The following is a 19,408-nucleotide window of genomic DNA, read 5'->3' as shown; positions in this document are numbered from 1 at the left end:
CTAGGGCGTGCGAGGGGGTCACACGCGCTTCCCTTCGTCGTGGGCGGGGCAGCTGGACCGGACCGCGCAGGAGTCGCAGAAGGGGTTGCGCACCGCCTGGAAGCGCGACCCCGACATACCGTCGGCCACGTCCCGGACGAGCCGGTCCGACCACTCGGGGTCGGGGTCGTCGCCCAGGGGGCGCTGCCCCTGCTCGCGGGCGGCCTTGGCGGTGGCGGCCTTGCCGACCTGGACCAGTTCCGCGCCGCCGGGCTCGGTCAGGCCGAACTTGGCGAACGCGGCGCGCAGCACGGCGAGCTGGTAGACGCCGAGCTGCGGATGGCGCGCCAGCTCGTCGTCCTTGGGCCGGCTGCCGCCGGTCTTGATGTCGACGATCACGGCGCGGCCCTGGCCGTCGCGCTCCAGGCGGTCGACCCGGCCGGTGATCTCGATGCCGCCGATGTCGACCTTGAACCCCTCCTCGGTGACGACCAGTTCGCGGTCGTTGCGCTCGTGCCAGGAGATGAGCTTGCGCACCATCTCGTCGGCGCGCTCGCGCTCCTTGCCCGCGAACCAGGGCCCGCCGAAGTCCAGCTCCGACCAGATCTCGTCCATCCGCAGCCGGACGTCCTCCATGCCCGCGCCCTCGGCGACCAGGACCGCGACCGCGTGCACGATGCTGCCCAGCGCCGAGGACATCTCCATCGAGGACGCGCCCGCCGCGTTCTCCAGCAGCCAGCGCAGCTCGCAGGTGGTGAACCGCTCGACCTGCGACGGCGAGACCCGGATCGTCCCGTCGTCGCCCACCAGCGGGCGGTCGTCGGAGAAGCGGGTCAGCGCGTACCACTCCGCGGGGTCGGCCCCCCGCACCCCCTCGTCGGCCAGCCGGGCCAGGTGGGCGGCGGCCGCCCGGCGCAGCGGGTCGGGCCGGGCGGGGTCGGTGACCACCGACCGCAGGTCGGCCACGAGCGCCGGCAGGGACAGCCAGCGGCGCCCGGTGCTGACCCGCTCGGGCTCGCCCGCGCCCAGCTCGGCGAGGAAGCGCGACGGCCGCTCCTCGGTGTCCTCGCCGCCCACCGCGGTCACGACCAGGGAGCGCCGGGCCCGGGTGACGGCGACGTAGAACAGCCGGCGCTCCTCGTCGAGCAGCTTGGAGGCCACGGCCGCCCCGGAGCTGTCGGCGAACCCGGTCACGGTGTCGACCAGCTGCTCCACGCCCAGCAGCGACCCGCGCAGCCGCATGTCGGGCCAGTCGCCCTCCTGGACCCCGGCCACCACGGTGAGGTCCCATTCCAGCCCCTTGGACCGGTGGGCGGTGAGGATGCGCACGGCCTCGCCCTCGGGGGCGCGCTCGGCCAGGCTGTCGCCGGGAATCTCCTGGGCCTCCAGGTCGTCGAGGAAGCCTTCGGGCACCCCCGGCGGCAGCCGGTCGCAGTAGCGCGCGGCGCTCTCGAACAGCGCCACGACGGAGTCGAGGTCGCGGTCGGCCGCCGCGCCGCGCCCGCCGCCAGCCTGGGCCGCGGCCAGCAGCCGGTCGGACAGGCCGCTGGCGCGCCAGACCTCCCACAGCACGTCCTCGGCCGAGGCACCGGCCGCGGCCCGGTCGGAGATCAGCCGCAGGTACCCGGCGATGCGCCGGGCGGGCGCGGCCACATCGGGGTCGACGAGGGTCAGCTCGCGGGGGTCGCGCAGCGCCGCGGCCAGCAGGTCCCCGGCGGTGCGCGCACCGGCGCCGTCGTCGTCGGGGTCGCCGGTGTCCGGCTCCGGCGCGGTGCCCGGCCCGTCCCCGGCGGGCTCATCCGCGGCGGTCCCGGCACGCTCGGCCGCCATGCGGCGCCGCGCCGCGCGGACGTCGAGGTCGAGGCGGCGCAGCGCCCGGCCCAGCCGGCGCAGCCGCACCGCATCGGCGTCGCCGAACGGGCTCACCAGCAGTTCGCGGGCGGTGTCGGCGTCGAGCGCACCGGGGCGCAGCGCGCACCGGATGAGCAGCAGCAGGGGGCGCACCAGGGGCTCGGCGGCCAGCGGGAGCTCGTCGCCGCCGACCACGACCGGCACCCCCGCTGCGGCCAGCGCCCTGCGCAGCACGGGGACCTGGCGGCTGGCGGAGCGGACCAGCACCGCCATGCGCGACCACGGCACCCCGTCGATCAGGTGGGCGCGCCGCAGGGTGTCGGCGACGACGGCGGCCTCCTGCGCCGGGCTCTCGGCCAGCAGCACCTGGACGTCTCCCCCGGGCGCGTCGGCAACGGGCTCCAGCGCGCGGTGGGCGTTCACGGGGCCCCCGCCCGGGGCGGGTGCTGCGGGCAGCCGCCGGGCCACCCCGCGCGAGGCCGCCAGCAGAGCGGTGCCGCTGCGGCGGCAGGTCCGCAGCGCGACCACCGGAGCGGGCGCGCCGCCGGCCGCGGGGAAGCGCTCGGGGAAGTCGAGGATCCCGCGGACGTCGGCCCCCCGGAACCCGTAGATCGACTGGTCGGGGTCGCCCACGACGACGAGGTCGCGGCCGTCGCCCGCCAGCGCGCGCAGCAGCTCCTCCTGGGCAGGGTCGGTGTCCTGGTACTCGTCGACGAACACGGCCTCGCGCGCCGCCCGCTCGCGCGCCTGCACCTGGGGGTCGTTGAGCAGGTTGGCGGCGACCCGCACCAGCTCGGCATAGTTGAACGTGGGCACCGGCGCGACATCGAACCGCCCGGTGTACCGGTCCAGGAAGTCGCCGACCGCCACCCAGTCGTCGCGCCGGTGGGCGCGCCCCAGACGGTCCAGCTCGGCGGAGTCGTACCCGCGCTCCTGGGCGCGCATGAGGAAGTCGCGCAGCTCCTCGGCGAAGCCACGGGTGCGCAGTGCCGGACGCAGCCGCTCGGGCCACATGGGCGCGCCGTCCTCGGCCTCCCCCGCGAGGAGCTCGCGCATCTCCATGAGCTGTTCGGGCCCCGACAGCAGCCGCGGCGCGCCGTCGCCCAGGCGCTGGAACTCGCGGCGGATCAGGGCGTAGGCGTAGCTGTGGAAGGTGAGGGCGAGCGGTTCGCGGGTGGTGCGGCGAAGCCGTGCGGTGATGCGTTCGCGCAGCTCCTGGGCGGCCTTGCGGCTGAAGGTGAGCACGAGGACCCGGGAGGGGTCGATCCCGCGGTTCTCGATGCGGTCGACCACGGCTTCGACGATGGTGGTGGTCTTGCCGGTGCCCGGCCCGGCGAGGACCAGCAGCGGCCCGCCCCCATGGTCGACCACGCTCTGCTGGTCGGCATCGAGCACGGGCGGCGGCACCTCGCGGTGCACGCGCCGCACGAGTCGGTACGGGGATGGGCTCACTCCGCCAAGTTCACCAGATGATCGCGGCGCACCGGGACGCCACCCGCCGCTTGCGCCCCTCGGGAGCCGGTCCCGCGGGGGGCGTGCGGCCGGTCACATCACCGGCCGGACCTGCGCGGTCACTCGGCGCCGGGGCCCGCCCAGCGGGCGCGTCGCATGTCGACGCGGCCGGTGCCGCCGCGCATCGGGGTGGCCTCGGCCGCGAAGTTCTCGCGTGCGCGCACCTCGTGGCCGGGCGGCGGCGTGCCGTCGGCGCGCAGGACCCGCCACCACGGGACCCCGCCGCCCCAGGCGGACATGACCGCGCCGACCTGGCGCGGCCCGCCTTCGCCGAGGAGTTCGGCGATGTCGCCGTAGGACATCACCCGGCCGGGCGGGATGCGCTCGACGAGGTCCAGCACGCGTTCGGCGTACTCGGTGGGGTGCGCGTCGGGCCGGGGCATGGCACGAGGCTACCGACCCCGGGCGCGGTCAGTGGGGCACGGGCCGCCGGTGCAGCGCGATCGCGCGCGGCAGCCCGACCGCGCCAAGGGCGACGATCACCGCGCCCAGGATCCACCCGGTCCACGCCATGGGCGCCACCCCGGTGAACCCCAGGGCCCACGGGGCGATGAAGATCGCGAGGCCGACGACGATCATCACGGCTTCGGTGGCGATGAGCTCGGGGTGGGTCAGGGCCAGGACCGCCATGAACACGGCGGCGACCCCGAGGAGGAACAGCGCCGCCGTGGGCGGCCCGATCGTCTGGTGCCAGAGCCAGCTGACGGCGACGATCAGCCCGGCGGCGAGGGCCGCCCAATCGTCCCAGCGTGCGGTCGACTTCACCGGCTTCATGACGTACCTCCCGGTGCGCTCAGCGAACGCTCATCCCCCTCCTACCCGATGTGACACACATCTCACCACCGGGTTCGCCTGCCGGGCGCGGGCACGCCGAAGGGGCCGCCGCGGTCGGCCGCGGCGGCCCCTGTGGTCGTGTGGCGGCTAGTAGGTCGGCAGGCTCGGGTCGACCTGGTGGACCCAGCCCAGGACGCCGCCGCCCACGTGGACGGCGTCGGCGAACCCCGCGCGCTTGAGCGCGGCCAGCGCCTCAGCGGAGCGGCCGCCGGACTTGCAGTGCAGCACGATCTGCTTGTCCTGCGGCAGCTTGGCGAACGCCTCGCCGTTGAGGAACTCCCCCTTGGGGATGAGCACCGAGCCCGGGATCCGGACGATCTCGAACTCGTTCTTCTCGCGGACGTCGACGAGGAGGAAGTCGTCGCCGTCGTCCATCTTCTTCTTCAGCTCGGCCGGGGTGATGGTGGACCCGGCGGCGGCCTCCTGGGCCTCCTCCGAGACCGTCCCGCAGAACGCCTCGTAGTCGATCAGCTCGGTGATCGTGGGGTTCTTGCCGCACAGAGGGCACTCGGGGTCCTTGCGGACCTTGACCGTGCGGTAGGACATCTCCAGGGCGTCGTAGATCATGAGCCGGCCCACGAGCGGTTCGCCGAACCCGGCGAGCAGCTTGATGGCCTCGTTGACCTGGATGGAGCCGATGGACGCGCAGAGCACGCCCAGCACGCCGCCCTCGGCGCACGAGGGCACCATTCCGGGCGGCGGGGGCTCGGGGTAGAGGCAGCGGTAGCAGGGCCCGTGCTCGGACCAGAAGACCGACGCCTGGCCGTCGAACCGGTAGATCGACCCCCAGACGTAGGGCTTGCCCAAGAGCACGGCGGCGTCGTTGACCAGGTACCGGGTGGCGAAGTTGTCGGTGCCGTCGACGATCAGGTCGTAGGGCTCGAAGATGCGGAAGACGTTGTCGGAGTCGAGCCGCTCCTCGTGCAGCACGACCTCGACGAACGGGTTGGTCTCGCGGATGGAGTCGCGGGCGGAGACCGCCTTGGGGCGGTCGACATCGCTCTGACCGTGGATGATCTGGCGCTGGAGGTTGGATTCGTCGACCACGTCGAAGTCGATGATCCCGAGCGTGCCCACGCCCGCGGCGGCCAGGTACAGCAGCGCGGGTGAGCCGAGGCCGCCCGCCCCCACCACCAGGACCTTGGCGTTCTTCAGGCGCTTCTGGCCGTCCATGCCCACGTCGGGGATGATCAGGTGACGAGAGTAGCGGCGCACCTCGTCGACGGTCAGCTCATCGGCTGGTTCGACCAGCGGCGGCAGCGACACAGCAGCTCCTCGGATTTCCTTGATGGCGCCACGTCCCCCTGGGCGTCGCCGGTGACGGACGCGGGGGCGTCGGGGCACGTGACGGGCTTCCACTCATACCCAACCTAGAGGGTGGGGTATGGCATTCCCACCCCTGGGGAGGCCTTTGCCATCGTCACCCGGCCGCCGGCCCGCCAAGGGGCGTCCCACGGGCCCCGTTGGGGCTCAGCGGCGCCGTCCCGCTCTTCGGTCACGGCCGCCGCCCGAATGCTCCAGGAGGAAGGGGCGGACCAGGCGGGAGACGCGGACGGGGTGCTCCATCATCGGCAGGTGACCGGTCTCGGGCATCATCACCACCCGGTTGCGCGGGAAGGTGCGGGCGGCCCGCCGGGCGATGAGCGGGTTGACGAAGCGGTCGTTGAACCCGAAGACGAGCAGCGTGGGGCAGTGCACGCGGGCGGCCTGCCGCCAGAGCGAGTGCGCGCCGCGCCGCACGTACTCCGCCACCAGCGAGCGCAGCGACTCCAGGGTCGCGGTGTGGGCGTGGCCGTGGTTCTCGCGCTCGCGCTCGGCCTCCAGGGCTTCGCTGATGCGCTGGGCGTGTGCCGTGGACGGGTCGAAGTAGGTGGTGTTGAGCGTGTCCTGGAGCCGGACCTCGGGCGGGCGGCTCTGCATGCGGGCGTAGACGGCCGGGCCGAGGAAGGGGATCAGCGCACCGGTCATCTGGTAGGGGATCAGCCGCGGCCACAGGTCGGGCAGGGCCGGCGAGAGCAAGGTGAGGGAACGCACCAGGTGCGGCGATGACGCGGCCACCCGCACCGCGACGGCCCCGCCCATGGAGTTGCCGAGCAGGTGCACGGGGCGGCCCCCGGCCTCGACCAGGTCGGTGACCACGGCGGCCTGGGCGTCGAGGCCGTAGGCGCCGTCGTCGGGCGGCGGCGACTGACCGAACCCGGGCAGGTCCGGCGCCTCGCCGGCCACATCGGCGCAGAGCGCCCCCATGAGGTCGGTCCAGTTGGTGGAGGCCCCGCCCAGCCCGTGGACGTAGACGGCGCGGTCGCGCTGCGCGGCGTCGCCGGTGAAGGAGTCGGGCGGCCGGTCGCGGCGGACGAAGATGCTCCGGCCGGCGAACGATTCCCGCTTCCCCGGCCACAACGCGATCGGCTCCGGCATGGTCCCCCTCCGAACTCCCCTCCCCAAGCACTCTAACCACCGGGGCCGACAGCAGGCTCCCATCCGCCCGGGCGGGCACGTCGCGGGCCTCCGGCCGTGTCGTCGCGGCCCGAGCGGGTAGGTGTGCGGGACAGCCGGCGACGACCGCGATCAGGGGAGGCAACGTGACGACGTCCGATCCGCAGCAGGGCGCCCCGCGCACCGGCGAGGGCGAGGAGGTCTCCCTGGAGGCCGCCGAGGCCGACCTCACCGAGCAGCGGTCCGTCGTCCGCGACGAGGCCACCGATCCCGACTGGCTGGAGGACACCGACCTCGAGGACGACATCGAGGTCCCCGAGGCCGACGCGGTGGAGCAGGCCCAGGAGGTCACCGGCGAGGAGGTCGACGAGGAGTACCGCTGATCTCCCTCCCCCAACGAATGCGTGAACGTGTGGAAGCGGGATCCTGGCGGGGCCGAACCTACGTGCGAGTAGGATGGGTCCGGTGGTCCGCCCGTTGACGGTGCCGGGCCGCCGCAGGACCGCCGGGGCCACCGGGCGGACGGACTGCGCCCGGCAGCCCGGCCGCGCAGCCGGTCCGGGCACGCGGGAGCGCACGTGCTACGGCGCACCCGACCGCATGGACGTCGAGCGTGGCACCGCGCCACGAGGAGTTCGGAGGGTATGGGTGTGACCGCTCCTTCAGACGCCCGCCCGCGAGGGACCCGCCTGCCCAGGCTCGCGCGCCGGCGCCAGCTGCTGGCCGCCGCCCAGGAGGTGTTCGTCGCCCAGGGCTACCACGCCGCGGCCATGGACGAGATCGCCGATCGCGCCGGGGTCAGCAAGCCCGTGCTCTACCAGCACTTCCCGGGGAAGCTCGACCTGTACCTGGCGCTGCTGGAGGAGCACTCCGAGTCGCTGGTCGACAAGCAGCGCGAGGCGCTCGAGAGCACCGACGACAACCGCCAGCGGGTCACCGCCAGCTTCCAGGCCTACTTCGACTTCGTGGCCGGCGAGGGCGAGGCGTTCCGCCTGGTCTTCGAGTCCGACCTGCGCAACCTGCCTGCGGTGCGCGAGAAGACCGAGCAGACCCTCCAGCGCTGCGCCGAGCTGATCGGCGAGGTGATCCGGCAGGACACCAGCATCTCCGACGACGAGGCGCACCTGCTGAGCATCGGCCTGGTGGGCATGGCCGAGACCAGTGCCCGCTACTGGCTGAGCACCTACGGCTCCATCCCCAAGGAGGCCGCCGAGCTCCTCGTCGCGCGCCTGGCGTGGCGCGGCATCAGCGGCTGGGACCTCACCCGGGGCTGATCCGCCCGGATCCGTACCGCGGCCGCGTGTTCGCGCGGCCGCGATCCGTTACGCCATGCTCCTGCCATCGGCCGGCAAACTCTCACTTTGCGTGGCCGCCGGGCACGTTCCGAGGATTCTCCGCCCGATTTGTCGGGTATGCGGTGCTTGAAGCCATCCATTCTGTTTCGCCCGGATGGCGCGGGACAACCGGTCACGCGCATCGGCGGGCGATATCGGGGGTGAAGCGACATGGGCATCGGGCAAGGGCTGATGACGGCGTGGTCCGCCATCGTCTCCTTCGTTCCCCGGCTGGCGGCCTTCCTGATCATCCTGATCCTGGGCTGGATCATCGCCAGGTTCGTCGGCCGGCTGGTCGCCAAGGGCCTGGAGAAGGTCGGCCTGGACCGCGCGATCTCCCGCAGCGGGGTGGGCGAGTACTTCCAGCGCACCCGCTATGACGCCAGCCACCTGTGCGGGCGCATCATCTACTACATCGGCCTGCTGATCACGCTGCAACTGGCGTTCAGCATCTTCGGTCCGGCCAACCCGATCACGCGGCTGCTCGACGCCGTCATCGCGTTCATCCCGCGGGCGATCGTCGCGCTGATCATCCTGGTGGTGGCCGGCATGATCGCCAAGGCCGTGCGCGACGTCATCGTCGGCGGCCTCGGCGCGCTCAGCTGGGGGCGGCTCCTGGCCAACGTGACCGGCATCGTCATCATGGCGCTGGGCATCATCGCCGCGCTGAACCAGATGGGCGTCGCCACAACGGTCACCCAGCCGGTGCTGATCGCGGTCCTCGCCACCGTCGGCGGCATCCTGGTCGTGGGCGTGGGCGGCGGCCTGATCCGGCCGATGCAGCAGCGCTGGTCGAAGTGGCTCGACGCCGCCGAACGCGAAACAGGGCGGATGCGCGAGGCGGGCTACACCGCCGGGCGCGGCGACGCGCTGGGCGGGCCCGCCCCGCAGGAGCGCCGCGCCGAGGAGCCCGCATCGGCCGGGCGCGGGCGCGAGGCCCGTTCCGAGGACGAGCGGGGTTCCGTGGGCTGATCCGGCGGTGCACCGCAGTCCCCGGCCGGGACGGCGAAAGGGCGGGGCCGCAGGCCCCGCCCTTCACTGTTCACTGAGTCCGGGGAACCGGGCCGGTTCCCGATGCGGTACGGCCACCGGGCCGGCGGGGTCAGAGGAGTTCTTCGTCGCGGAGCTCGTCGCGCGAGAGCCGCCCGATACGGCGCACGATCAGCGCCGAGGTCACGATGATGGGCAGGAAGGCCAGCCAGAAGGCGGCGCTCGCCAGGCCGAAACCGATGAGGACCATGACCGCCAGGGCGATCACGATGATGGAGGCGAAGAGAGAGAAGTCGACGCGATCCTGCTGGATCAGGACGCCGATCGGTGGACGCGCCGCCCCATGCCGGCCGCTCCCCATGCGCTCTTCCTTTCTCGCGGCGCCTTCGAGGCCGCACGTTCAGATCCCGTGGGGAGTCCCCAGGTCGGGTCGGTGGGTCACCGCTCGCCACCGGGCTGCGGGTCGTGGTCCCGCGCCGGTGCGTTCGCGGCCGTTGTGGCCGCACCGACGGTATGGCTGAAGCCTACGCTCGGCGAGGATGCCATTGGGGACACTTCGGGGATCGGCGCGCGCACGCCGATCCGCAGGGTCTCCGCCCTTGGCGAGACCAACTTAGCGGACGAAACCGTATTCCTTCGCCAGGCGGCAGATGGAGAGCACGCGGAGCGTCTCCCAGTCGTAGCCGTCGGATCCGGAGTGCCAGCCGCGCTCGCGGCAGCCGTCCATGAATCCGTGCAGGTAGCGGGCGAGGCTCCGATGGCTCACCCGGGCGCCCTCGGCCGAGATCGAGTCGCGTACGGCCGCGGCGTGCTGGTCCAACTGTGCTGTCAGCCACGGGTCGGGGCTGTCGTGCAGCGGTCCGAACATCCCGAACTCGCGGGAAAGCCGTGCCAATGAACTCTCGGCGAAGAACCCACGGCGCATGGATCGATACCTCTGAGCTGGGGAAGCAGGACGGAACCCGACCAACTATATGCGAACAAAATACCAGAACGTTACTTTTGGGCGAAGAATGGCCCACATCACCGAAATGGGCCCCGATCGCCTGTTCCCAGGCCCCGTGGGGTGCGCCGTGGTGCCGGGCTCAGCCGGTCAGGCCCATCGCCGCCAGGCGGGCGGAGTGGGCATCGGTCAGCTTGGCGAACATCCGGCTCACCGCGCCGAGGTCGCCGTTGACCGGCTGCCCGGAGTCGCCGCCTCCGGCCCCGACCAGCAGCGAGGCGAGTTCGACCCGCTGCGCCGCCACCACCTGGGCCTGGCTCAGCGCCTCGCCGACCAGGCGGCGCGCCCATAGCGACAGCCGGCCGGCCAGCTTGGGGTCGTCGGCCACGGCCGCGCGGACCCGCGCGGCGACGAATTCGGCGCGCCCGGACTCCTCGACCACGTTCGCCACCAGTTCACTGGTGGCGGGGTCGGCGGATTCGGCGACCGCACGGTAGAAGTCCCCGGCGATCCCGTCGCCCACGTACGCCTTGACCAGCCCCTCCAGCCAGCTCTGCGGCTCGGTGCGCGCGTGCCAGGCGTCGATCGGCTCGACGAACGGCGCCATGGCGGCCTCGGGGTCGGCGCCCAGTTCGGCCAGCCGGTCGCGCAGCCGCCGGTAGTGGCCCTGCTCTGTGGCGGCCAGCTCCGCGAGCTCGCCCTTGGCCTCGAGCGTGGGCGCGAGCCCGGCATGGGCGGCGAGCCGGAAGAACGCCACGAGCTCGGCGTAGGCCAGCAGGCCGAGCAGGTCGACGACGCCCGCCGGACGGTCGCCGGCGGCCGGTGCGGCCCCGGCCGCCGTGGGGGCCGCGGCTTCGGGTTCGGAGGGGGAGCCGTTCGTCATGCTGCAAAGGTTAGCGCCCATCGGCTGCGCGAACACCGCGCGGATTATTCGGGGCCCCGATGGCGTTCTTTTGCACGGATGGGGGCGCCACGGTGCTCCGCCGCAGGAAAAGCGGCATATCCAGCGGAGGAACGGCAGGATAGACTCTTGTCTTGTGACCGGCACCGGCCGGTCACCGCGCGGAGTCCCCCGACGCACGCAGGGCACAGCTCGCCGCGGAGCCCGGGCCAGGTCGCCGCCTGATCCGGGTGGGCCGGACGGGAGCCCGAGCGGGCCGTCAGGGGGATAGGTGCGCGACAGTCTCTCCGCGGACCAACGCGGGATCTATCGCGCGGTGATCTCCGCCGCGCACCATGACAACACATCGCGGCGCCAGGGCGGGCGCCGGCCGGCCGGTTCCCACGGCCGCGCAGCGCGCGCGGGCCGATGCCGTCCGGCCACCGCACCCCGCCGGCGCGACGACACCATAGCGGACGGCCCCTGTGCACCCGGTCACCACCGCGTGACCGCCTGCACCGAGCCGCGGAACACGACCCAGACCGCGCCGGGACCGGGGAACATCCCCGGGCTACCGTGCCGCGCCGGTTCCGCCCCCTCATCCATGGGGGCGACTTCCGCCGGGGCATCCGGCTCGCCGCCCACCGAGCCCGTCCGCTCCAGCCATAGGCCACGAACGCCATTGCGGCCCGCCAGATGGAGGCATGAGCCCTGACCAGCACAGAGAACACCACCGAACCCCGCAAGACGTTCCGCGATCTCGGGGTCAGCCCGCAGATCGCGGACGCTCTTGAAGCCGAGGGCATCACCGAGCCCTTCCCGATCCAGTCCCTCGCGCTCCCGCTCGCGCTCACCGGCTCCGACATCATCGGCCAGGCCCGCACGGGCACCGGAAAGACCTTCGCCTTCGGGCTGCCCCTGCTCCAGCGCGCGCAGGCGGCGCCGGGCGAGCCCAAGCGCCCGCGGGCCCTGGTGGTCGTGCCCACGCGTGAGCTCGCCATCCAGGTCGCGGCCGACCTCACCACCGCCGGCAAGCGCACCGGCGGGCGCATCCTCACCGTCTACGGCGGACGCGCCTACGAACCGCAGATCGAGGGCCTGAAGAACGGCGTCGACATCGTCGTCGGGACCCCGGGCCGCCTCCTCGACCTCGAGAAGCAGCGGCACCTCAGCCTGGCGGGCATCTCGGCGGTCGTCCTCGACGAGGCCGACAAGATGCTCGACCTCGGCTTCCTGCCCGACATCGAGCGCATCCTCACCCGGATCCCCGAGGAGCGCCAGGTCATGCTCTTCTCGGCGACCATGCCGAGCGAGATCGTCTCGCTGTCGCGCAACTACCTGCGGCGTCCCACCCACGTCCGCGCGGGCGACGACGACGAGCCCGGCCAGACCACCATCGGCAACATCGAGCAGCACGCGTGGCGCACCCACCAGATGGACCGGCCCGAGATGCTCGCCCGGCTGCTCCAGGCCGACGGCCGCGGGCTGGCCATGGTGTTCTGCCAGACCAAGCGCGCCTGCGACAAGGTCGCCTCCGAGCTCAAGGAGCGCGGTTTCGCCGCCGCGGCGGTCCACGGCGACCTCGGTCAGAGCCAGCGCGAGCGGGCCCTGCGGGCCTTCCGCAACGGCAAGATCGACGTCCTGGTCGCCACCGACGTCGCCGCGCGCGGGCTCGACGTCGACGACGTCACCCACGTCGTCAACTACGAGTGCCCCGACGACGAGAAGACCTACACCCACCGGATCGGCCGCACCGGCCGCGCCGGGCGCTCGGGCACCGCGGTCACCTTCATCGACTGGCGCGAGATCGCGCGCTGGAAGCTGATCAACTCCGCTCTGGGGCTGTCCTTCGCCGAACCCGAGGAGACCTACTCCACCTCGCCGCACTTCTTCGCGGCGCTGGGCATCCCCGAGGGCACCAAGGGCCGGCTGGCCGTGGAACGGCGCGACCGCGCCGGGCTCGAGGCCGAAGAGGTCGAGGACATCGGCGACACCGGCCGCCCGCGCGGAGCCGAGCGCGAGCCCCGCGAGCGCGACCGCGGCCGTGGCGGGCGCAATGGGCGCGGCGGACGCAAGCGCACCCGCGGCGGATCGGCGCCGGCCGCCTCCGGCAACGGCGACACCGCGGTCGCGGCCGAGGCCCCGGCCGCCGAATCCGCCACCGCGCCCGTGCGGCGGCGCCGACGGCGCCGCACCCGCAGCGGTGTCGACGTGCAGCGGGACCAGCAGGACTGACCCGCCGCTGACGGACACGCGCGCCGGCCCGCACCGCGGCGGACCGGCCGCACAGCGGACCGGACGGCGCGGCCCTCCGAAGCCGGGGGCGCCGCCCTCCGCTCGATCGCGATCCTTTACCGGCGGGGAATATAGTCAATCGTCGTGAGTACACCTCGGTTCCTGGATCTTCCGCCCGGTGTGCGGCGGACCGACATCCCCACCCCCCTCGGTACCGTCGCCGCACTCAGCGCGGTGCCCACGGCCGGAGGGTGTGAACTCCAGCCCGCGGTCCTGGTGCCGGGCTACACCGGCAGCAAAGAGGATTTCATCGCCCTCTTGCAGACCCTGGCGCAGGCGGGACGCTGCGTCACCGCCATCGACCTGCCGGGGCAGTACGAGTCCCCCGGACTCGCCGACCCCGCCCTGTACACACTCGGCGGCCTGGGGTCCGCCGTCGCCGAGGTGATCGTCGCCCTCGACCAGGGGCCCGTGCACCTGACCGGCCACTCCTTCGGCGGGCTCGTCTGCCGTGACACCGTCCTCGCCGACCAGGTCCCCCTGATCTCCCTCACGCTGATGAGCTCCGGCCCCGCCGCGGTCGGCGGCGACCGCGCCACCGACGCCCGCAACCTCGCCGCCGTCCTGGGCGAGGAGCCCACGGGCGAGCGCCTGCGCGAGATCTGGACGCAGCACCTCGACGCCCTCGCCCGCGGCAAGGGCGTCCCCGAGGAGATCTACGCGTTCCTGCGCGACCGGATGCTCGCCAACGACCCCCACGCGCTCACCCGCATGGCCGGCACCCTGGTCTCCGCACCCGACCGCACCCTCGAACTCGCCGCGACGGGCCTGCCCACCCTGGTGCTCTACGGCGAGAACGACGACGCCTGGCCGCCCGAGGTCCAGGCGGCCATGGCCAAGGATCTCGGCGCCCGCCGCGTCGTCGTCCCGGGCGCGGCCCACTCCCCCAATGTCGAGGCCCCCGAGACCACGGCCGGGGCCCTCACCGCCTTCTGGAACGCGGCCGAGACCCCCGAGCGCGCCGCCTAGCCGCCGGCCGGGCGCCGTTCCCCGGCGCCGGATGCCGCGCGCGCGGCGCCGCCGAGCAGCCCGTGCATCAGCAGGCGCTGGTTGGCGGCGCTGCGCTCCTCCAAGACCTCGGGTGCGAAGACGGGGCCCCCGAGGGTCCGCTGCATCAGGGGCTCCAGGAGCATCGGCCCGAGGATGAGGAACAGCACCTGGTAGGGCGCCCACCGCTCGTCCGCGCCTCCGGGCTCGGTGTCGCCGCGCAGGTCGGCCAGGCGGGTGCGGGCGCCCTCCAGGATCCGGGCGAACAGCCGGGCCCCGACCTCTCCGCCTTCGGCCAGCGCCCGGCGCAGGTATTCGCGCCGCACCTCGTCGGAGCCGAAGAGGCGGGCGCTGGCGGCGCCGAACGCGCTGAGGAGCTCGGCGTCGGACCCTTGGGGGCCGAAGCCGGCGAGGGTCGCGTCGAAGGAGTCGAGGACGTCCTCGTCGACCGCCGCGCGCAGCCCGTCCTTGGACCCGAAGTGGTGGCGGACCAGGGCGTGGGAGACCCCGGCTTCGGCGGCGATGGCCCGCATCCCGGTCGCCGCGAACCCCTGCCGCGCGAAGAGGCGCAGCGCCGCCAGGCGGATACGCGCCCGTGCCGTCAGGTCCGCTTCGCTGCTGTGGGTCATGGACGCCAACCTACCCGCGCCGCCGTCGCCGGCCGTGCTCAGATGAGGCGCCGCAGGTAGGGGGTCTTGCGGACGAGCCACCCCGCGGCGAAGCTCGCCACCGTCGCCGCGACCGACACCACCGCGAACTTGGCGGGCGCCCCGACGGGCACGGCGGCCATCGCGTACTGCAAGCCGACCACCAGGGGCACGTGCAGGACGTAGACGGTGAAGGTCAGCGGGGCCAGCGCGGTGAGCAGCCGGTTGGGGCGGTCCGCCCACTCCCGGAACACCACCAGCAGTCCGACGGACAGCCCCACGCAGATCGTGGTCTCGACCGTGGACCACAGCAGGTTCCCGGCGTTGAAGCCGCCCATGGCGTAGAGGGCGTCCAGGCGCCCGCCCGCGGCGAAGTGGGCACCGGACAGGACGAGGGCCACGGCGAGCCACGCGTAGCCGGCCCGGGCGGGGATCGCCTCCAGCCAGCCGCGCCGGTAGGCCAGCACGCCGGCGAGGAAGAAGAACCCGTACTGCGCCATGTCGGCGGGCTCGGTCTGGATGAACTCCAGCATCGGCACCCACTGGTCGACGGGGTAGAAGACGCGCAGGGCGAAGGTGGCGAGGGCGATCACCGCGGTGAAGGCGACGATGGCGCCGGTGCCGACCGCCTGCGGGGTGCTGCGCGGCGCGGCCCTGCGGGCATCGCGCCCCGCGGGGCGGAACCGGTCGGCGATCCACCGCCAGGCGGCGTAGAGCAGCACGTAGCAGAGCAGGTGCTGGAGGAACCACAGGTGGGCGAACTGGCGGTCCGGCCAGATCGGGCCGGTCCAGCCGGCCGGTTCGTCGCCCATGCCGAGGTAGACGCCGGTGTAGTAGTCCAGGAAGCCCATCGGGGGCAGGTCCCGGAAGTTCAGGTAGTAGGCGTACATCAGCACGGGCACGAGCACGAAGAAGCCCACGAGGATGGGCGGGACGAAGCGCTTGAACCGGTCGGCGACGAACCGCCGCCCGCCCTTGCCGTCGAAGGCCGGCGGGATCAGGAACGCGGAGATCAGGAAGAACAGGGCCATCCGGAACGCACCGCTGACCATGGACAGCGTGCCCAGGAGCGGTTCTTGATCGTCGCCCTCGAAGTACCACCAGTCGGCGGGGCCGTAGGGCTGGCTCGCGTGGTGGACCACGACGAGCACGATCAGCAGCAGCTTGAGGTTGTCGAGGTAGTGGTAGCGCCGCCCGCCCGTTGAGGTCGGCGGCACCTGGGCGGGCGCGGGGACACCGTGCTGAGCTGGGGGGTCGAGTCCGCGGGACGGGTCGCGCCGATGGTCATCCTGTCCATCTGGATTCTTTACTGTCCACATGGACAGCATCGTAGGTTCTCGGACCTCCCCTCCCATAGCGGAGAGCCGGATCCCAGGGCCGGAATCAGGGACGCCTCAGGGTTCCCCCGCACACGGAACCATCCCCCGGTACCGGCGACGTCCGCCGATCGGGGGGGCCGACAGCACGAAGGCGCGGCCGGAGCCTTCCGGCCGCGCCTCGGCGGTGCTGGCGGAGCACGGACCCATCGGGTCCGGGGTGCGCGCTAGTCGGCGGCCACCCAGGAGTCGAAGTTCTTCGACTCCGCCTCGACCGTGGTCTCGGGTCCGCTGTCGGGCAGGACGCGGGTCTCCGGCTGGAGCGACAGCACCACCTCGCCGATGGAGTGCAGCTGACGCGTGTAGTCGATGTAGGCGCCGCCCACGGTGCCCAGCTCACCGGCGCGCAGGGAGTCGCCGGTGAAGACGACGCCGCGCTCGGGGATGTAGTACGCCACACTGCCCGCGGACGTGCCGGGGATGGGCAGGATGTCGATCTCCAGGTCGCCGGCGCTCAGCGAGCCGCCGCCCTCGATCTCCAGGTCGGGCCGGTGCTCGGCGCCGTGCACCCGGCGCCACGCGCGCAGCTCGCGGCGGTGCAGGGCGATCGGGGCCTCGTCGCGTTCGGCGACCTCGATGGCCGCGCTGATGTGGGTGTTATAAGCGTTGGTGCAGGCCACGAGGTAGACCTCGCGGTCGCCGATGGCCTCGAGGATGGCTTCGGCGTCGTTGGCCGGGTCGATCACGATGACGCCTTCCTTGTCGGCGTCGACGATCCAAGTGCTGGTGACGACGTCGAACTCCTCGCCGTCGACGGTCAGCACCCCGGCCGTGCGGACCCGCTGGACGCCTTCGTCGTCGACCTTGCCGACCCCGGGCACATCGGGCTCGGGCGCGGCGGTCTCCTCGTCGGCGTCTTCCTCGGCGTCGTCGTCGGACGCGTCGTCGTCGGTGTCGGCGGACGCGGCCTCGTCTGCCTTGTCGTCGGACTTGTTGTCGTCGGCGTCGTCGTTATCGCCGGCGGACGCGGCCTCGCCGGTGTCCGCGTCGTCGGTCGCGCCGTCATCGGCGTCGCCCTCGCCGGCCTTGGAGTCGGCGTCGGCCTTGCCCTCGGCCGCCGTGTCGTCGCCGGGCTCGCCCTTGTCCGCCTCGGACTCGTCCTTGTCGGCCTTCTCCGCTTCGGCTTCGTCCTTCGCCGACTCGGCCTCGCCCGGCTTCTCCTTCTCCGGGGTGTCCTCGTCCGCGGTGTCCGCCTTCTGCTCCGCGGCGTCGTCGTCGGCGGTGGTGTCGGCGGAGTCGGCCGGGCTCACGGCGGGGGCCTTCTTCTCGGCCTTCTCGGCGCCTTCGTCGTCGGCCCCGCGCGCCGCCTCCGGCTCCTCGTCGGCCGCCGACTCGGTCGTCACCGTCGAGGACGCCGCGCCGGAGCCACCGGTTTCGCCGCCGTCCTTCTTCTTGCCCTTCCGATTCCAGAACACGGTGCCGACCCTTCGATTCGCGTCCGAACTCTGCCTGTGTGCGGGACCATTCTGGCCGTATCGGGGTACATGTAGGTACCCGGTCGCGCGACTCGTGAGGATCCCACCCCTGCCCTAAGGCTTCGATAAGCCCCGTACTACCACGAAGCAGGTGGTCGGCGGCGTAACGGGGGCGCCGCGGATCGTCACCCGGCTGTGATGGGCGCGGCTCCGGTGGCGGGTGCCATGAGGCGTTCGTAGGCCTCGGGGGCGGTCGTGCGGCAGCCGAGCCGGTGGCCGGTGAGGTCGCCGTGGTCGTCGCTGGACCCGGTGACCACCAGCCCGAGCCGGAGCGCGACGTCGCGCCAGTACGCGCTTTCGGCGTCGTCGTGAGTGGGGTGGTCGGCCTCGATCCCGCCGAGCCCGGCCTCGGCCATGCGCTCGACGATCCCGGTCGGAACCGCCCCGGTCAGGACGCCTTCGGAGCGGGCGGGGTGGGCGAGCACGCACACGCCGCCCGCGGCGCACACCAGGGAGACGGCGCGGACGGGGTCGAGGGCGTAGCGGTCGACGTAGGCGGGCCCGCCGGAGCCGATCCAGGCGTCGAACGCGCCCTGCACGTCCTCGGCGGCCCCGGCTTCGACGATGGCGCGGGCGATATGCGGCCGGCCGATCACGCCGCTTTCGGGCCCGGCGGCCTCGCCGTCGCCGTCGGCCTCGGCGATCTCGCACACGCGCTCCCAGGTCACGTCCACTCCGGCGGCGCGCAGCCGGTGCACCATGGCTTCAGCGCGCAGCACGCGGTCGCGGCGGATGCGGTCGAGCTCCTCGGTGAGGACCGGTGCCGCCGGGTCGAAGAGGTAGCACAGGAGGTGCACGCTGGAGCCGTCGTGTGCGCAGGACAGCTCCATGCCCGGGATGAGGGTGAACCCCGCGGGTACGCGCTCGGCCGCGGCGGGCAGGCCCGCGACGGTGTCGTGGTCGGTGAGGGCGAGGACGTCGAGGCCGACCGCAACGGCGCGGTCGACGACCGTGCCGGGGGGCTCGGTGCCGTCGGAGACGGAGCTGTGGGAGTGCAGGTCGATGCGCATCGGGACGATTCTAGGCAGGTGCCCGCGCATCCGGCCGCGCGGCCGGGCCCCGCGGGGGCGGGCGGGGTCAGTCGGAGTCCTCCCGGACGGCCAGGACCGAGGTGAGGAACGCCGAGGTCGCCCCGAACGGGGGCTCCTGCGAGACGCCGCCCTCGGCGCGGTCGCGCAGGTCGCGCAGCGTGCCGAGTTCGCACATGAGCACCCCGGCGTCGGCGGGGGTGAAGACGAACCACAGCCAGCTGGCCAGCGCCTCGCCCGCGTAGACGGCGCGGCTGTCGCCGGCGTCGATGCTCCACAGCGCGATCTCGTGGCCTTGGTGGCGGATCTTGGCGTCGGCGGCCCCGGAGCCGACCCCGTCGCCCGGGTCGGGGGCGTCGAGCCCGGCGATCCGGGCGCCGAGGCCGATGCCGGGGTCCTCGGCGATGATCGCCAGCTCGCCCGCCCCGCCCAGCGGTGCGGGGCCGGCGAGCGCGACGACCGTGGCGACGGCGCCGCTGCGCTCATCGCCGGCGTCGGCGAAGCCGGTGACCACCCAGCCCGCCGGCAGCGGCCAGGGCAGCCACACGGGTACTTGGGAGGAGGAGGCGAGCAGGTCGAGGGGGTCGGGGCCGGGCGGCCGCACGGGGTGCAGCGGGGCGACCGGTCCGTGCGCGCCGCACTGCCACGCGCTCGTCCACAGGCCGGGCGGCTGGACGGCGCGTCCGCAGCGAGGACACGACGGCACGAAGTTCATGCTGTGACGAGGGGTACCCGTGTGACCTGGGCGGAAACCCGCATTTCGGCCAAGCCGGGGTCATGGCCGGCCCCTTGGCGGGCCGTGGGGTGCGCGGTGTCAGGCGGGCGGGGCCGGCGGCGGGCC

The 19,408-nt window shown here is 73.4% G+C and carries 18 protein-coding genes; 5 read left to right on the top strand and 13 right to left on the bottom strand.

Annotated elements, in window-relative coordinates:
• Positions 1-18: 18 nt before the first annotated feature.
• The 5 genes from ACFOVU_RS14820 to ACFOVU_RS14800 form a co-directional block, all read right to left on the bottom strand.
• Complete coding sequence (locus ACFOVU_RS14820) at positions 19-3,258, bottom strand: ATP-dependent helicase (protein WP_378534066.1); 3,240 nt, start codon at positions 3,256-3,258, stop codon at positions 19-21.
• Between the two features lie 143 nt (positions 3,259-3,401).
• Entirely contained in the window at positions 3,402-3,725 is a 324-nt protein-coding gene (locus ACFOVU_RS14815) for an MGMT family protein (protein ID WP_378533944.1), read from the bottom strand.
• Between the two features lie 28 nt (positions 3,726-3,753).
• Positions 3,754-4,116 carry an SPW repeat protein gene (locus ACFOVU_RS14810; protein WP_378533942.1) on the bottom strand — a complete coding sequence of 121 codons (363 nt, stop codon included), beginning with the start codon at positions 4,114-4,116 and terminating at the stop codon, positions 3,754-3,756.
• A gap of 147 nt (positions 4,117-4,263) precedes the next feature.
• Positions 4,264-5,442, bottom strand: coding sequence for an adenylyltransferase/sulfurtransferase MoeZ (gene moeZ / locus ACFOVU_RS14805; protein WP_378533940.1), 1,179 nt, complete (start codon positions 5,440-5,442; stop codon positions 4,264-4,266).
• Positions 5,443-5,646: 204 nt separating this feature from the next.
• Positions 5,647-6,594, bottom strand: coding sequence for an alpha/beta fold hydrolase (locus ACFOVU_RS14800; protein ID WP_378533938.1), 948 nt, complete (start codon positions 6,592-6,594; stop codon positions 5,647-5,649).
• A 164-nt stretch (positions 6,595-6,758) separates the two neighbouring features.
• Here ACFOVU_RS14800 and ACFOVU_RS14795 point away from each other — a divergent pair, with 164 nt between their 5' ends.
• The 3 genes from ACFOVU_RS14795 to ACFOVU_RS14785 all read left to right on the top strand — a co-directional run bounded on the left by ACFOVU_RS14795 (position 6,759) and on the right by ACFOVU_RS14785 (position 8,918).
• Entirely contained in the window at positions 6,759-6,995 is a 237-nt protein-coding gene (locus tag ACFOVU_RS14795; protein WP_378533936.1) for a hypothetical protein, read from the top strand.
• A gap of 261 nt (positions 6,996-7,256) precedes the next feature.
• Positions 7,257-7,886: a TetR/AcrR family transcriptional regulator gene (locus tag ACFOVU_RS14790; RefSeq protein ID WP_378533934.1), complete on the top strand. Its 630-nt coding sequence runs from the start codon at positions 7,257-7,259 to the stop codon at positions 7,884-7,886.
• A gap of 231 nt (positions 7,887-8,117) precedes the next feature.
• Positions 8,118-8,918 carry a mechanosensitive ion channel family protein gene (locus ACFOVU_RS14785; RefSeq protein ID WP_378533932.1) on the top strand — a complete coding sequence of 267 codons (801 nt, stop codon included), beginning with the start codon at positions 8,118-8,120 and terminating at the stop codon, positions 8,916-8,918.
• A 130-nt stretch (positions 8,919-9,048) separates the two neighbouring features.
• Here ACFOVU_RS14785 and ACFOVU_RS14780 read toward each other — a convergent pair whose 3' ends face one another.
• The 3 genes from ACFOVU_RS14780 to ACFOVU_RS14770 form a co-directional block, all read right to left on the bottom strand.
• Positions 9,049-9,297, bottom strand: coding sequence for a hypothetical protein (locus tag ACFOVU_RS14780; protein ID WP_378533930.1), 249 nt, complete (start codon positions 9,295-9,297; stop codon positions 9,049-9,051).
• Between the two features lie 252 nt (positions 9,298-9,549).
• Entirely contained in the window at positions 9,550-9,861 is a 312-nt protein-coding gene (locus ACFOVU_RS14775; RefSeq protein ID WP_378533928.1) for a DUF6401 family natural product biosynthesis protein, read from the bottom strand.
• Between the two features lie 160 nt (positions 9,862-10,021).
• Positions 10,022-10,762, bottom strand: coding sequence for a ferritin-like fold-containing protein (locus ACFOVU_RS14770; protein ID WP_378533926.1), 741 nt, complete (start codon positions 10,760-10,762; stop codon positions 10,022-10,024).
• A gap of 801 nt (positions 10,763-11,563) precedes the next feature.
• On the opposite strand from ACFOVU_RS14770, the gene ACFOVU_RS14765 reads away from it, so the two are divergent.
• Both ACFOVU_RS14765 and ACFOVU_RS14760 read left to right on the top strand, forming a co-directional pair.
• A complete protein-coding gene (locus ACFOVU_RS14765) occupies positions 11,564-12,994 on the top strand; it encodes a DEAD/DEAH box helicase (RefSeq protein ID WP_378534064.1) in 1,431 nt (476 codons plus the stop codon).
• Positions 12,995-13,138: 144 nt separating this feature from the next.
• Complete coding sequence (locus tag ACFOVU_RS14760; RefSeq protein ID WP_378533924.1) at positions 13,139-14,023, top strand: alpha/beta fold hydrolase; 885 nt, start codon at positions 13,139-13,141, stop codon at positions 14,021-14,023.
• Here the strand turns inward: ACFOVU_RS14760 and ACFOVU_RS14755 are convergent.
• The 5 genes from ACFOVU_RS14755 to ACFOVU_RS14735 form a co-directional block, all read right to left on the bottom strand.
• Positions 14,020-14,670 (bottom strand): TetR/AcrR family transcriptional regulator, encoded by a 651-nt coding sequence (locus ACFOVU_RS14755; RefSeq protein ID WP_378533922.1) that lies wholly within the window; start codon positions 14,668-14,670, stop codon positions 14,020-14,022. The genes ACFOVU_RS14760 and ACFOVU_RS14755 overlap by 4 nt on opposite strands.
• Before the next feature lie 38 nt (positions 14,671-14,708).
• A complete protein-coding gene (locus ACFOVU_RS14750; protein ID WP_378533920.1) occupies positions 14,709-15,905 on the bottom strand; it encodes an acyltransferase family protein in 1,197 nt (398 codons plus the stop codon).
• A gap of 326 nt (positions 15,906-16,231) precedes the next feature.
• Positions 16,232-17,479 carry an MBL fold metallo-hydrolase gene (locus ACFOVU_RS14745; protein WP_378533918.1) on the bottom strand — a complete coding sequence of 416 codons (1,248 nt, stop codon included), beginning with the start codon at positions 17,477-17,479 and terminating at the stop codon, positions 16,232-16,234.
• A 185-nt stretch (positions 17,480-17,664) separates the two neighbouring features.
• Positions 17,665-18,549, bottom strand: coding sequence for a PHP domain-containing protein (locus tag ACFOVU_RS14740; RefSeq protein WP_378533916.1), 885 nt, complete (start codon positions 18,547-18,549; stop codon positions 17,665-17,667).
• A 67-nt stretch (positions 18,550-18,616) separates the two neighbouring features.
• Positions 18,617-19,282 (bottom strand): DUF6758 family protein, encoded by a 666-nt coding sequence (locus ACFOVU_RS14735; RefSeq protein ID WP_378533914.1) that lies wholly within the window; start codon positions 19,280-19,282, stop codon positions 18,617-18,619.
• Positions 19,283-19,408 lie beyond the last annotated feature (126 nt).

Origin of the sequence: Nocardiopsis sediminis (assembly GCF_042650565.1) — a bacterium.
In the GTDB taxonomy this organism is placed as follows: domain Bacteria; phylum Actinomycetota; class Actinomycetes; order Streptosporangiales; family Streptosporangiaceae; genus Nocardiopsis_B; species Nocardiopsis_B sediminis.
This window is presented reverse-complemented; position numbering and strand designations above follow the sequence as displayed.

What these genes read in the sequence shown, in the direction of transcription:
- ACFOVU_RS14815 (WP_378533944.1), bottom strand. Translation starts at nt 3,725, where the DNA reads ATGCCCCGGCCCGACGCGCACCCCACCGAGTACGCCGAACGCGTGCTG.
- ACFOVU_RS14810 (WP_378533942.1), bottom strand. Translation starts at nt 4,116, where the DNA reads ATGAAGCCGGTGAAGTCGACCGCACGCTGGGACGATTGGGCGGCCCTC.
- ACFOVU_RS14800 (WP_378533938.1), bottom strand. Translation starts at nt 6,594, where the DNA reads ATGCCGGAGCCGATCGCGTTGTGGCCGGGGAAGCGGGAATCGTTCGCC.
- ACFOVU_RS14790 (WP_378533934.1), top strand. Translation starts at nt 7,257, where the DNA reads ATGGGTGTGACCGCTCCTTCAGACGCCCGCCCGCGAGGGACCCGCCTG.
- ACFOVU_RS14785 (WP_378533932.1), top strand. Translation starts at nt 8,118, where the DNA reads ATGGGCATCGGGCAAGGGCTGATGACGGCGTGGTCCGCCATCGTCTCC.
- ACFOVU_RS14780 (WP_378533930.1), bottom strand. Translation starts at nt 9,297, where the DNA reads ATGGGGAGCGGCCGGCATGGGGCGGCGCGTCCACCGATCGGCGTCCTG.
- ACFOVU_RS14775 (WP_378533928.1), bottom strand. Translation starts at nt 9,861, where the DNA reads ATGCGCCGTGGGTTCTTCGCCGAGAGTTCATTGGCACGGCTTTCCCGC.
- ACFOVU_RS14770 (WP_378533926.1), bottom strand. Translation starts at nt 10,762, where the DNA reads ATGACGAACGGCTCCCCCTCCGAACCCGAAGCCGCGGCCCCCACGGCG.
- ACFOVU_RS14755 (WP_378533922.1), bottom strand. Translation starts at nt 14,670, where the DNA reads ATGACCCACAGCAGCGAAGCGGACCTGACGGCACGGGCGCGTATCCGC.
- ACFOVU_RS14740 (WP_378533916.1), bottom strand. Translation starts at nt 18,549, where the DNA reads ATGCGCATCGACCTGCACTCCCACAGCTCCGTCTCCGACGGCACCGAG.
- ACFOVU_RS14735 (WP_378533914.1), bottom strand. Translation starts at nt 19,282, where the DNA reads ATGAACTTCGTGCCGTCGTGTCCTCGCTGCGGACGCGCCGTCCAGCCG.